This window comes from Alcaligenes sp. GCM10023179 (genome assembly GCF_042653705.1).
GTDB lineage: Bacteria > Pseudomonadota > Gammaproteobacteria > Burkholderiales > Burkholderiaceae_B > Alcaligenes > Alcaligenes phenolicus.
In genome coordinates this window covers 602,074-614,933 of sequence record NZ_JBHSIQ010000002.1, presented here as the reverse complement: position 1 = coordinate 614,933, position 12,860 = coordinate 602,074, and the positions used below count along the sequence as shown (strand labels likewise).

General features: G+C 55.9%; 11 protein-coding genes. 6 read left to right on the top strand and 5 right to left on the bottom strand.

Annotated elements, in window-relative coordinates:
- Positions 1–32: 32 nt before the first annotated feature.
- The gene (locus tag ACFPDR_RS12195; protein WP_115634263.1) at positions 33–830 is read right to left on the bottom strand and encodes an AraC family transcriptional regulator; all 798 of its coding nucleotides are present in this window, start codon (positions 828–830) and stop codon (positions 33–35) included.
- Between the two features lie 96 nt (positions 831–926).
- Here ACFPDR_RS12195 and ACFPDR_RS12190 point away from each other — a divergent pair, with 96 nt between their 5' ends.
- The 4 genes from ACFPDR_RS12190 (at position 927) to ACFPDR_RS12175 (ending at position 5,528) form a co-directional block, all read left to right on the top strand.
- Entirely contained in the window at positions 927–1,697 is a 771-nt protein-coding gene (locus ACFPDR_RS12190) for a crotonase/enoyl-CoA hydratase family protein (RefSeq protein WP_115634262.1), read from the top strand.
- Positions 1,698–1,800: 103 nt separating this feature from the next.
- Positions 1,801–3,708 carry an asparagine synthase (glutamine-hydrolyzing) gene (gene asnB / locus ACFPDR_RS12185; protein WP_376911167.1) on the top strand — a complete coding sequence of 636 codons (1,908 nt, stop codon included), beginning with the start codon at positions 1,801–1,803 and terminating at the stop codon, positions 3,706–3,708.
- A 51-nt stretch (positions 3,709–3,759) separates the two neighbouring features.
- Entirely contained in the window at positions 3,760–4,644 is an 885-nt protein-coding gene (locus ACFPDR_RS12180; protein ID WP_115634260.1) for an EamA family transporter, read from the top strand.
- Positions 4,645–4,751: 107 nt separating this feature from the next.
- Positions 4,752–5,528 carry an aminoglycoside adenylyltransferase domain-containing protein gene (locus tag ACFPDR_RS12175; RefSeq protein ID WP_376911166.1) on the top strand — a complete coding sequence of 259 codons (777 nt, stop codon included), beginning with the start codon at positions 4,752–4,754 and terminating at the stop codon, positions 5,526–5,528.
- A gap of 88 nt (positions 5,529–5,616) precedes the next feature.
- Here the strand turns inward: ACFPDR_RS12175 and ACFPDR_RS12170 are convergent, their stop codons facing one another.
- Positions 5,617–7,230 carry an ABC-F family ATP-binding cassette domain-containing protein gene (locus ACFPDR_RS12170; RefSeq protein WP_376911165.1) on the bottom strand — a complete coding sequence of 538 codons (1,614 nt, stop codon included), beginning with the start codon at positions 7,228–7,230 and terminating at the stop codon, positions 5,617–5,619.
- A gap of 491 nt (positions 7,231–7,721) precedes the next feature.
- On the opposite strand from ACFPDR_RS12170, the gene ACFPDR_RS12165 reads away from it, so the two are divergent.
- Positions 7,722–8,363 carry a DsbA family protein gene (locus ACFPDR_RS12165; RefSeq protein ID WP_266108152.1) on the top strand — a complete coding sequence of 214 codons (642 nt, stop codon included), beginning with the start codon at positions 7,722–7,724 and terminating at the stop codon, positions 8,361–8,363.
- Positions 8,364–8,448: 85 nt separating this feature from the next.
- On the opposite strand, the gene ACFPDR_RS12160 is transcribed toward ACFPDR_RS12165, so the two are convergent.
- Entirely contained in the window at positions 8,449–10,248 is a 1,800-nt protein-coding gene (locus ACFPDR_RS12160) for an autotransporter outer membrane beta-barrel domain-containing protein (RefSeq protein WP_266108151.1), read from the bottom strand.
- Positions 10,249–10,509: 261 nt separating this feature from the next.
- A complete protein-coding gene (locus ACFPDR_RS12155; RefSeq protein ID WP_035271229.1) occupies positions 10,510–11,160 on the bottom strand; it encodes a carbonic anhydrase in 651 nt (216 codons plus the stop codon).
- A 108-nt stretch (positions 11,161–11,268) separates the two neighbouring features.
- Here ACFPDR_RS12155 and cynR point away from each other — a divergent pair, with 108 nt between their 5' ends.
- Positions 11,269–12,156, top strand: coding sequence for a transcriptional regulator CynR (gene cynR / locus ACFPDR_RS12150; protein ID WP_035271228.1), 888 nt, complete (start codon positions 11,269–11,271; stop codon positions 12,154–12,156).
- Between the two features lie 45 nt (positions 12,157–12,201).
- Here cynR and ACFPDR_RS12145 read toward each other — a convergent pair whose 3' ends face one another.
- Entirely contained in the window at positions 12,202–12,738 is a 537-nt protein-coding gene (locus tag ACFPDR_RS12145) for an ureidoglycolate lyase (protein ID WP_035271227.1), read from the bottom strand.
- Positions 12,739–12,860: the final 122 nt, after the last annotated feature.

Genomic DNA, 12,860 nt, shown 5'->3' with positions numbered 1-12,860 from the left:
AAAATTAAGCCGATGAAAAGCAAGCGTAAGACTTAATAAACCGGCACTTCCCTGCTCGTCGCCAGATACTGGCTAGGCGGTTGCCCCAAAGCGCGACGAAAAATAGTAGAAAATGCGCTGGGGCTGCTAAAGCCCAGATCCGAGGCCACTCGGGTGACCGGCTCTCCATTTCCCAAACGAGTAATCGACACCAGCAGGCACATTTGCTGTCGCCAGGCCAGGTACGTCATGCCCATATGCTCCTTGAAGCGACGGGTGAAGGTGCGGCGGCTTAGCATGGCCCAGGCGGCCATCTCATCAGTAGAGATATTCTGGGTGGGATTATCCAGAAAGCGCTGACAGGCGGCCCCGAGTCTGCTGTCAGAGGGCAGGGGGGCACTCAGGCCCAGCCTGGGCATCAGCCGGATTTCTTCTACCAGTAGACCAATGACGTGATGAGTACGTTCGCAATCCGGCCGTTCGGCAGGTAGTTCCATGGCCGCGCTGAACAGATGCCGCAGCAAGGGCGAGACGCCGAACACCTGGCAGTCATCAGGCAGTTGCGCCTGTTCGATTGCCTGCCGTGTCAGATAGGTATTCACCATCGTGACATCGCCACGCATATGCATTTCATGCGCCACGCCCGGCGGCACCCACAGTGCCCTTTTGCTGGGCACGACCCAATTTCCTTTTTCCGTGAACATCGACAAAACCCCCGATGCGGCATAGGCAAGCTGTCCGCACTGGTGCACGTGCTTGGGAAAGATCGACCCTGATGTGAAGGCACGCAGGCTGACTTCCACATCCCAGTTCGAGTTTTCCAGAGGGTAGTCATTCACGGAAATGCTCATGGCCCAATTTTGCCAAAAACTGACCCACTTTTAAAGGTGGGAATCCGGCAGTCCCCATAAGATCAGCAAACATTAATTACTTGGGGATAAGAGGGAATGGACGATTTTGAGTATTTAACGGTGCAGCAGGAAGGTGCGGTGCTGCTGGTGGGTTTGAACCGGCCAGAAAAGCGCAATGCCATGTCCTTGGCGGTGATGCATGAATTGCGTCGTGTTTTTTCCACGATAGGCAGCGACATTGGGGCCGCTGTTCTCTACAGCACCAGCAAGCATTTTTGTGCGGGCCTGGATCTGGGTGAAGTGCGCAATCAGTCGGTGATTGATTGTGTGCATTTCTTCCGTGAGTGGCACGAGACCTTCGAGCTGATTCAGTACGGCAAGGTCCCCGTCGTGGCGGCCATGTCGGGCGCGGCAATTGGTGGTGGACTGGAAATTGCCACGGCATGCCATATCCGAGTGGTCGATGAGACTGCCTTTTTCTCTTTGCCTGAAGGCATGCGTGGTCTTTACGTGGGGGTAGGTGGCTCCGTGCGCCTGCCTCGTCTGGCGGGCTTGAGCCTGATGACGGACATGATGCTGACAGGCCGTAGCGTTTATGCCGAGGAGAGCATCACCAAAGGTATTGCCCAGTATCTGACGCCCGAAGGCGAGGCCCTGGCCAAAGCCAAGGAGCTGGCCAGGACGATTGCCTCCAATCTGCCCATGACCAATTACGCCATTACTCATGTGCTGCCGCGTATCACGGATCAAAGCCAGCAAGACGGTTTGCTGACCGAGGCCTTGATTGCCGCCGTGGTTCAGTCTGATCCGGAAACCAGTGCCAGGCTGGCAGATTTTCTGGATAAGAAAAAGAACAAGGTGAGCTAAGCCCGGCATTAGCAAGAAGCAGAAGTTTCTCAATTAAATCGCCAATCAAGCGATGGCGCTGTGACTTGGCATCAAAAATAAATGAGCAGTAAGGGAGAGCTGTATGTGTGGTTATGTCGGTGTGTTCTCTGCAGTCCCTACGGACTTGCCCCGAAGTATGTTTGATCAGGCTTTGCGCGAAATTCACCATCGCGGGCCTGATAGCTCCAGCACCTGGTTTGACCCCATGGGGCAAGTGGGTTTTGGTTATGTGCGACTGGGTTTGGTGGGCCTGGGAAATGGCACCCAGCCTATTGTCGCGGACGAGGGTGATCTGGTTCTGATGGTGAATGGCGAGTTTTATGACTACAAGCGCATTCGCAAAGAACTGGAAGACAGTGGTTGCCGCTTTAAAACATCGTCAGACAGTGAAATTGCGCTGCATTTGTACCGGCGACATGGTGTGCGTGCTCTTAAAGAGCTTCGCGGCGAGTTCTCGATTCTGTTGTATGACCGTGCGCGTCGCCAACTGATTGCGATCCGGGACCGGATCGGGGTCAAGCCTCTGTACTATGCCGAGCATAATGGCCGGTGGTACTTCGGCTCCGAAATCAAAGCCTTGCTGGCAGCTGGTGTGCCGGCTCAGTGGGATGAGGATTCGTACGCGAATCGCTATTTCATTTTGCGCGATCGTACCGTGTTCCAGAAGATCCGCAGCGTACGACCAGGCTCTTGGCTGATCGTGGATCAAAGCGGCGTTCAGACCGAGAGCTATTGGGATTGGAGCTTTCCGGATTCAGGCCAGATTCAGGAAGTGCGTTCTGAACAAGAGCAGATTGAGGGGCTGCGCGCAGTGGTCGAGGAGTCGGTCAAACTGCGTCTGCATGCGGATGTACCAATTGGGGTTTGCCTGAGTGGCGGCCTGGACTCTTCAGCCATGCTGGGCATGTGCACGCAACTGCAAGGTCAGAAATTGCAAGCATTTCACCTGTCTTTTGAGGGTGAAGAAGGCTACGACGAGCGTCATTTTGCCGAGATCGCTGCCCGGCACAATCAAGCACACATGAATGTGCTTAGCGTCAGCTCTAACGACCTTGCAGACAATTACGAACATGCTCTCTGGCACGCTGAAGTGCCCTTCACCAATGCTCATAGCGTAGGCAAGTATCTATTGTGCAAATTTGTACAGAGCAATGGGATGCGAGCCGTTATTACCGGCGAAGGGGCAGACGAGGTGTTTGCCGGTTATCCCTATAGCCGCCGTGACATGCTGCTGTACGACAACCAGGGCCAGGACCAGACCGTAGTGTCCGAGTTGTTGCAGCAGATGGGGGCAGGTTCTGGTCGCTATCTGGACAGTCAGGAAGTAGGGACGGCCTGGGTGAATCGCGAGTTGGGGCACAAAGTCTCCTGGCTGGATGGGCAGGCCGGAATTTTTGATCCTTTGGCCAGCCTGTACAGCACGGGTTTTATGGACAGAAATGCGTATCGCGATCCCTATGGCCAGTTCTATAACCGCCTCAAGCCGCATTCCTTTGCGTCCTGGTCGCCTGTGAATCGGGCCCTGTATATGGTGGCCAAATCCAGTTTGCCCAATCTGGTGCTGACGTCGCTGGGTGACCGCATGGAGATGGCAGGCAGTCTGGAGGGACGTCCTCCGCTGCTGGATCACCGTGTCGTGGAGTATGCGTGCAACCTGTCCATTCCCATGAAAGTACGCGGTAAAACGGAGAAGTACGCCTTGCGTGAAGCAATGCGGCCTTACCTGCCTGCTGAAATCTACGAGCGCAAAAAACAGTACTTCCGTGCGCCGCCAGCCAGCCTGGCACCTCAGTCGCGGCTGCATCAGTTTGTCAGTGACACCCTTCATAGCGATCTCTTGAATCGGGTGCCCTTTTTCGATGCCGGTCGAGTCAGAAATTTCCTGAAGAAAATCCCCACGCTTTCTAGTGAGCAGCGCTTGTCTGCTGATCACTTGTTGATGGAAATCGCGGGGCTTTGCCTGATGCAGAAGCGGTTTTCAATCAACTAGTGGAGCAGGCCGGGGGAATTGACCCCCCGGCCTTGTCTGGAGCTGTCGGACATGCAAAAAAAACACCTGATTCTTGCCATTTTGGTCACTCTGGTTTGGGGAGTGAATTTCCCGATCACCAAGCTGGGTTTGCTTTCCATGGAGCCTTTTCTGCTTACGGGGATACGTTTTACTCTGGCGGCCTTGCCGCTGGTGTTCTTCATTCCCAGACCCAATATCCCGTTTCGCTATGTGGTGATTTATGGCTTTATTTTTGGCCTGGGCATGTGGGGGATTATCAACTATGGCATTCAGGTGGGTGTCCATCCGGGCGTGGCCTCGCTGCTGATTCAGCTTAGTGCCTTCTTTACGATGGGCTGGGGCGCTTTGCTGTTCAAGGAACGCTTGCGAGCTACGCAGCTGCTGGGAGCCTTGATCGCGTTTGTGGGCCTGGTGGGCATTATCTTGTCTCAGGGTGGTGGGGATGCCACTTTCGGGCTGGTGCTGGTTGTGTTGAGCGCCGTGTCCTGGAGTATCGGGAATGTGATCATCAAGCTGTCCGGTGTGAAGGAGATTTTCTCGTTCATGGTGTGGGCCAGCCTGTTTCCACCTATTCCACTTTTTCTGGTTTCGTACTGGCTGCACGGGGCCGAACCCTTCACGACTCTGCCAGAGGCGATCAACCTGATGTCGGTCATGTCGATTCTGTTTCAGGTTTATCTGGCTACGCACTTTTCTTACTGGGGCTGGAATTCCTTGCTCAAGCTGTATCCGGTGTCCACGGTAGCCCCCTTGTCCTTGCTGATTCCGGTGTTTGGTTTGGGCAGTTCCATGCTGATATTGGGCGAGCAAGTAAGTTTTGTGGAGGCCTTGTCGATCAGCGCGATTATTGCGGGTCTGGCCTTTGGGCTTTATAAAGGGCCGGTGCGTCCGGTTTCGTATCCAGCGACGCGCTAAGAGTTTGACGGGCAGTCGGGGTTTGTGAGGGTGCATGGCAGGAAGGGGCCACCAACCTTGATGGCTGTCTTATGTCGCTAATCCTGTTTTTGAAGAGACTTTGTTGAATGCTGGATTCAGAAAATCCAAACAACCAGTTGCGCGCTACCTTGGAACTCGTACAAAAAATCTTGACCCCTAATGTGCAAGCTCTTTATCTGCACGGTTCCGCTGTGGCCGGAGGGCTCCGGCCACATAGCGATCTGGATATATTGGCGGTGGTTGATGCTCCCCTGTCAGATGAACAGCGTCAGGATCTGATTGCGGCTTTATTGTCTGTTTCAGCCCCTCATCCGGCCACGCCTGGTGGTCCGCGTTGTATCGAACTGGTGGTGTGTCATCTGGCTGATCTTCAACGCAATGAGCATCCGGCCAAGGTGGAGTTTATCTACGGCGAATGGCTGCGTGATGCCTTCAGGGAGGGCTACTTGTCCGACGCCGCTGCTGACCCGGAATACACCTTGCTCTTGGCCCAGGCTCGTCAGCAGGCGCAGTTGTTATGGGGAAGAGACGTGCTGGCCGATGTTCCTGCCACGCCGATTGAGCATATACGCCAGGCAATGCGGGATGGTGTAGAACCTTTGTATAAAGGGCTACGTGGAGACGAGCGCAATGTTCTGCTGACCTTGGCGCGTATGTGGCGAACAGGTGTTCATGGGGATTTTGTGACTAAAGAGCAGGCAGCAGAGTGGGCTATTCCCAGGCTGTCCGCGGAGCTGGCCAAGACCTTGGAATATGCGCGTCTGGCTTATGTCGGTGAGGTGCTTGATCGCTGGGACACAAGGGGCAAGGAAGCAGAGCGTTTGGCGCAGGCACTACTTGGAAACATTAAGCAGGCTTTGTAAGAGTGCGCCCTGAATTTGGCCCTCGGTCCCACCGCTATCAGTGGTTGTCGTTCAGATAGCGGGGGAGCGCCACTTATGTTTTGCGCCGCTACCAAGGTAGCAATCTCCAGCGTTCTTCACTGAATTCCAGCCGTTCCGTCAGCCCAAGATTGTTCATGAAGGCATCGTCGTGCGAGACCACCATCAGCGTGCCCTGGTAGCTGCTCAACATGGTTTCCAGGGCCAAGGTTGAAGGCAGATCCAAATGGTTGCTGGGTTCATCCAGAAGCAGCAGTTGTGGCGGAGGATCCGCGTACAGCACGCAGGCCAGGGCGGCTTTCAGGCGTTCGCCACCGCTCAAGGCAGCGCTGGGGCCGGTGACTTTTTGGGCGTCCAGTCCCAGCTGTGCCAGACGCATGCGTAAATCGCCCTCGCTGCTTTTGCGGTTGACTGCCTGTATTTGTTCCAGCACGGTTTGCTGCGGGTCCAGATCGGCCAAGCCCTGATCCAGGTAAACATGCTGTGGCACGACTTTGCAGTGGCCTGAAACGGGTGCCAATTGGCCTGCAATGACCTTGAGTAACGTGGATTTCCCGCATCCGTTCGGGCCTATGACACCTATCCGTTGCTGGCCGCTTAGTAGCATCGAGATTGGGGCTTGGTCTACCGGGGCAAAAGGGAGCTTTACTTCATCCAGCTCCACAACGCGTTGGCGGCTTAGCGGCATCAAGGGCAGGGCGTGCAGATTGATAGCGGTGTCCTGCTCGATCAACTCGGCAGCCTCCTGTACGCGTTGTGCCAACTGCTTTTGAGCCGTCACGTGTTGCTGGCGCAGCTTGCCGGTGGTGGCTTCACTGCGGCCCTTTTGCCTGTCCAGCAGGATTTTGGCCTGATTGGCCTGCTTGCCCTGTTGATTGCCGCGTGCCTGTCTACGCTCCTGACGTTGACGCTGCTCTTGCATGGTGCTTTCTGCGCGCTGACGCTCCAGCTTGCGGTGCTCCAGCTGGTCCATGGCGCTTTGCTGCTCCAAGGCTTTCTGCTCGGCGTAGTGGCTGTAATTGCCGCCATAGCTACGTAGCCCCAGGGAAGACAGCTCCACAATGCGCTCCATCGTGTCCAGTAGTTGGCGATCATGGCTGATGACCAGCAGGCCATGGGGCCAGTGTCGTAGCTGCTCAATCAGCGCAAGCCGGTTGTCGCGATCCAGGTGGTTGCTGGGTTCATCTAGAATCAGGAAATCGGCCTGAGACAGCAAGGCATTGATCAGCGACACCCGCATGGCCTGGCCGCCGCTTAATGTTTCGGCAGGCGTCTCGGCAGTCAGATGACCCAGACCATTGCGCTCCAGCGCTTCCTGCAATTGCTGTCGAATATCCCAACGGTCTTCGATCAGAGTGAAGTCTTCTACGGCGCTACTGCCGGATTCAATCCGGGCAAGGGCGTCCAGTGCCGGTCCTACGCCCGCCAGATCGGCGACGCGCAAGCCGCTGACAGAAGCCACTTGCTGCGCCAGATAATGCACTTTTCCCGAGCGCAGGCAACGGCCGCTGCTAGGCTGAATTTCTCCGGCCAGGATTTGAGCCAGAATGGTTTTGCCCACACCGTTGCGTCCGACAAGGCCAGTGCGCCGCGAGTCGAAGGTTTCGTTCAGTTGGGAAAACAGGGTCTTGCCTTGCGGCAAGGTATAGGACACGCCTTCCAGCGTCAGATAAGGATTCGTCATGCGTAATGCTTCCATTAATGCCAGGAACTCCCCCTGAGTCGTAGTGGGGGCGGGTGGAGACTGGCCGTCAAAGAGACGGCGGCATTAGTGGCGCATTGGACGAATACCTCACGGGAAATGAATCGAAGCCACACTATAAAAGCATTTTGCCGGGAAGGTAAAGCCGGTCGGGCTCTCAAGGGGGAGGTGAAAGTCGTGTCATTCCAACACAGGAGCCGGTTTGGGTTCAGAAGCTTAGGTTTGTCTCACGGTTTGGAGGTCTTGTTTTACAGGTTTCAGCGCGGTGAGGTCTGTACTGCTGCAGGCCGCTTGAAATACCGAGCCGCGAGGGACTTTCACCCGACAGGAAATGAAGTTTATTTCCTGACGTTTATTCAATAAAGTGGAGTCCTCGGCTTTTCATCCTCTGTACCGCTTCATGTCTGGAGGCTAGAGCCAGGACTGCCTTTTCTCCCCCAATTCGGGAAGCCGCACCATTTTGAAGGAATGTCATGAACACATTCAATTTACCCGCTCGTTCGATTGTGTATGTGCAGGATGTGTATTGCGGTTGGTGCTGGGGTTTTGCCGAACGCATGGTCGAGTTCGAAGTGGCCAATAAACACCGCATTCCTTTTACCGCTGTCTCGGGTGGCTTGTTCGTGGGTGACCGGGCTGCTCCTATGTCCCGCTACCCTTATATTTCCGAATCCAACGAGCGCATCGCGCAAATGACGGGGGCGACGTTTGGGGCTGCTTATAAAGCCTTGGCAGAGGAGGGCTCGACTGTCATGGATTCACTGGATGCGGCCACGGCCTTGGCGGTGCTGCGAGCGCAAGATCCGGAGCAGGCCATTCATTGGGTGCACGAGTTGCAGCAGGCTTTCTACTTGAACGGACGCAGCTTGTCTGATCAGGAGGTCTGCCTGGGAATCGCTGCTGCCAATGGCCTGGATGTAGATGCTGTGCGACGCCATTTGACTGACGGTTCAGGCCGGGAACAAGCCTTGGCTGATTTTGCCCTGGCTCGGGCTTTAGGCGCGCAATCCTATCCGACCTTGCTGTATGTGGATGGTCGAAAAGTGACTAAGCTACCCGCGGTTGGTACTCCTTTGGAAACGCTGAATCAGACCCTGGATTCCTTGTTGGGCTGATCAGCAGATCGGTACGTAAAGCAGATTGAAATTGCGGCATCCTGGCCTGGCCAGGATGCCGCAATAGCTGTGAAGACTTGCCGACTTAGAAGCGGTAAGCCGTATTCAGGTACAAGGCTGTTTGAGCGCTGGTGCCTTTACCAACCTGGGTGCTGACACCGGCTCCCAGCGTCCAGTTATTGCTTAGCTGACCCGTCGCACCCAATTCCAGCAGGCCTGTGTCACGCACGCGCTCCTGATCCGTAGGCAGATAAAAGTGGCGGTGGTTGTAGACGCCGTCCTGCAAGCGCGCGCCCAGCAGCTCTGCCGGTTTCTTGAATTCATGCAGCCACTGTGCGGAGGCATAAACGGACCACTGATTGCTGACAGCAACATTGATCTGGTAACCGAGGCTGCTTTGTATCGAAGTCTGGTCCTGAGCATCAAAACCCATGGAGGTAGACAAACCTCGGCCATCTTCCGACAGAGCCTTGATCTTGGATTTCTGCATGCTCAGGCTTAACAGCGGGCCATGGATGACGGCACCGGCCTGCCAGTCGTAACCCGTGCTGATCTTGCCGCCGTATTGGCTGCCGCCTGCTTTGGCCTGGTGCTCGCGCGTGGCGGCACCCAGACGGATATGACGGCGGGTTTTATTGTCCAGATCGCTGTAGAAAAGCTGGGCGTTCACCCATAGATTCTCGGCCTGCCAGCGGCCGTACAGACCAGCGGACTGACGCTTCTGGCTATAAGTGCCTTTTTCGTTCGTATCGCCATCCAGATTGTCGTAAGACAGGTAGGCACCGACCGTCCAATCAGCCAGACGCTTATCCAAACCCAGCTTCCAGGCTGCCTGCGTGCCATCCAGATGTGAGTTCGCACTGCTGCCATTGCGCGTGATGGCCTCTCCCTGGAACCAGACTGCCAGATCCCTGTCTTGTGACGAACTGACCGTTTGCAGACGACGGTCAATGTGCTGCATTTGCATCTGCCCGGCGGTATTGGCTGCGGAGGCCAGCATGGCTACCTGACTGGGGGCGCTGACGACAGCGTGGGCATAGTCGGCAATAACAGCATGGCCGCCTGACGTGGGGTGGACACCATCAGCAAACAGATAGTTCTGGTCTGCACCAGGAGCCACCAGATCGGCAGGCGTACACAGGCGAGAGGACACACTGCCGCAAGCTGCTGTATTGACGTTGCTGAAGCCGTAGGCCTGCGGGTCGGCAGCCACTTCATGCAAGAGTGCCGAGACGTTCAAGGGAATGATATTGGCAGAGCTGGAACTGAGCTGCTGGGTAAACGCCTGGTTGTAGCTGTCACTGAGCAAGGTGGCGATACCCGCGCTGATAGGGGAGCCGGCGAACTCTGGAGTCATGCCCAGATCAGGAATGTTGGGGACCAGAATGTAGCGAGCGCCCGCTTGCGATAGCGTGTTGATCAAGGCGGCTTGATTGCCTACGGAATCAGCCACGATTTGGGACATATTGAACGGATCTTTTACGGCGGCAAACAAGTCATTTGCGCCACCCCAGACGGTGTACAGGGCCTGTCCGTCCAGGCGTCCATTGTGCATGGCCAGCAGTTGAGCGGTCTGCGTGGTCATGGCGGGCAAAGGGGGATTAGTGGGGCTGGGAGGCTTGCTGGGATCCAGCAGCTCATCGACAGCCACGCGGGCTCCGCCGACGGCATAGTTGTTACCACCTTGGCTGCTAGGGGCCGCGTCGGTTCCCAGTTTCTGAGCCAGTACCTGGGACCAGACCTGGCCAGGATTGGTGGTAAAGCGCGAGCCGAACTGCCCACTGTCAGTCAGGCTGTCGCCGATAAAGTAGGTGTTGGAGAAGCCTTGTGCCTGTGTCCCGGCATGCAAGGCCATCAAGGCCAGGGCAAGACATGTTTTTTTCATTGTTCAGCCATTAAAAAAGAGTCTCCGAGCGGCATGTTCTGAACAGCGCTTTGCTAGTTATATCGTGATGTTCAAGATGAACGCGCTACTCGGATGGAATAGAGGGATGAAAAGATCATCGGATCAGGACCATCATAGTGGGGAGGCGTTTATTCCTGACACAGACAGGCACAGGTTTTTGAAGGCGGGATAAACGTAGGCAGGCAGCAAAAAAAACGCCATGCATTTGCATGGCGTTTTTTTGTTCAGTCCGGGAGGAACTTATCGGCGTACCAAGGGAGCAACACACACATTCGGGTTGTCAGCCAGAGGCACAAATTTCATGCTGCCACCGTCGTAAGCGTCGATCGTGCCCGATTCAATGTCGTAGACCCAGCCGTGCAGGGTCAAGCGGCCTTCGGACATGGCCAGACGCACGGAAGGGTGAGTCTGGATATTGGCCAGCTGGGCCACCACGTTTTCACGCACCATGGAAGAGATGCGTTCTTGCTCGTTGGCGTGGGTGCGGGCTTCGTTCACCAGGCGGGCCGAGTCGGCGTAGCGTAGCCAGTGTTCTACAGCGGGCATATGGTCCAGGCACTGACAGGAGGCAATGGCGGTCATGGCACCACAATCCGAGTGTCCACAAATCACGACGTCGGATACACGCAGGGCGGACACGGCGTATTCCACGGAGGCGGTCACACCACCGGGTTCCGGGCCGTAGGAGGGAACGATGTTGCCAGCGTTACGAATCACGAACAGATCGCCGGGTTCACGTTGTGTTACCAGCTCGGGGACCAGACGGCTATCGGAGCAAGAGATAAACAAAGCGCGGGGGTTTTGTTGTGTGGCCAGATTTTTGAAGAGCTTGGCGCGCTTGGGATAGGCTTCCCGTTGGAATTTCAGGAAACCGTCGATAATGTCTTTCATCCTTGTCCTTGTAGTTCGGCTTGGATAGAAGATTAACCCTTCAGGGTCATAAGGTAAAATACCGATTTCTGATGCTTTGCATTGGGTTTGCTTATAGAAGGGTCCCTTATGCTTTTGCGCCATCTTAATTATTTTCTGGCGGTTGCCCAGTATCAAAGCTTTACCCGCGCCGCACGCGCCTTGCACGTGTCTCAACCGGCCTTGTCTCAGCAGGTACGCCAGCTGGAAGAACATCTGGGCGCACAACTGTTTGATCGCACCGGACGTCTTGTGCGTTTGACGGATGCGGGCGAGGTCTACTTGCGCTATGCCCGGCAAGCCTTGCAGGATCTGGAAGAAGGGCGGCGGGCCTTGCATGACGTCAGCGATTTGAGTCGAGGCTCCTTGCGAGTGGCGGTGGCGCCTACCTTTACGTCTTACTTGATTGGCCCTCTGGTAGAGGCCTTTTACCGCCGTTATCCCAATGTGCGCCTGGTGGTGCAGGAAATGCTGCAGGAGCGTGTGGAAACGCAATTGGTCGAAGACGAGCTGGATATTGGTATCGCTTTTGAAAAGCCGACTTCGGCTGCCGTGGAGTTTCAGCCTTTACTGGTGGAGACGCTGGCGTTGGTGATGAGCCGCACGCACCCCTTGGCCGAGCGCCGCAGCATCGATAGGGACACGCTGATGCGTGAGTCTTTGGTTTTGCTGACGCCCGAGTTTGCCACGCGTGGGCAGATCGAACGCCATTGTCGTCAGCATGATCTGGATTTGAACGTATCAATGGAGTCGAATTCGCTCAATGCCGTGATCGAGGTGGTTCGGCGCACGGGTCTGGCGACTTTGTTGCCTGCCGCGATTGCCGGCAATAGCGAGTATTTGGTGGCTGTGAGTCTGGACCCGGCCCCGCCGCAACGACGGGCCATTTTGATGCAGCGCAAGGGCGCCTATCAATCTGCTGCAATGCGCGCCTTTATTGAGCTGGCGCTGAAATACGGCGCGGCATCAACGTTTTGATGCGGGTGCCGGGCAGAGCGATGGTCCCCCTCTGCTGCGGGCACCTTATAGCGTCACCACCACACTTTGTTCCAGAGGGCGCAGCTCGCTTTCCGTGGCGGGTTTGCCCTCGTTCAAATGGGCGACCAGATCTACCGTGGTAGAGATGCGCGTCAACATCAGACAGGCCACTTCACCCCCAGCAACCCGACTGCTGTGCCAGCAGCCGGGTCGCATGCACACACCTTGTCCTTGAGGAATGCGAAAGGCTTTCAGGGTGGACAGATCCGGGCCGCCTTCGGCTTTGCTTTCGGCCACGATATGGACTACTTCGCCAGTCAGCGGGATCAGTGCCTGTTGCGTCAGCAGGTGGTTTTCCAGGGTCGTGATGTTGGGGTCTTGAATGCGGTAATTCACCCATAGCACTTCGGTCTGACCGCTTGGACCTGTGTCAAACGCATGTTCGTGCCAGAAGTCAGTGGCGGCATTGCTGAAGGCGGCCGTCGCTGGCGCCGTGGCCAGACCTTTACCCAACATCCAGCCATAAGGAGCAAAAGCCTCGGGGCTGAGGGGCTGGGGAGTCAGGGTGATTGGGGTGCTCATGGTTTATTGCTCAAAGAAAGTACTAAGGCAGCATCTTATCAAGAATGCAGCCTTGAACCCGGATTGGCCTAGATCAATAAGCTTGAGTTTCTCGTGGGTATTGTGGAACTAAGTAAAACATC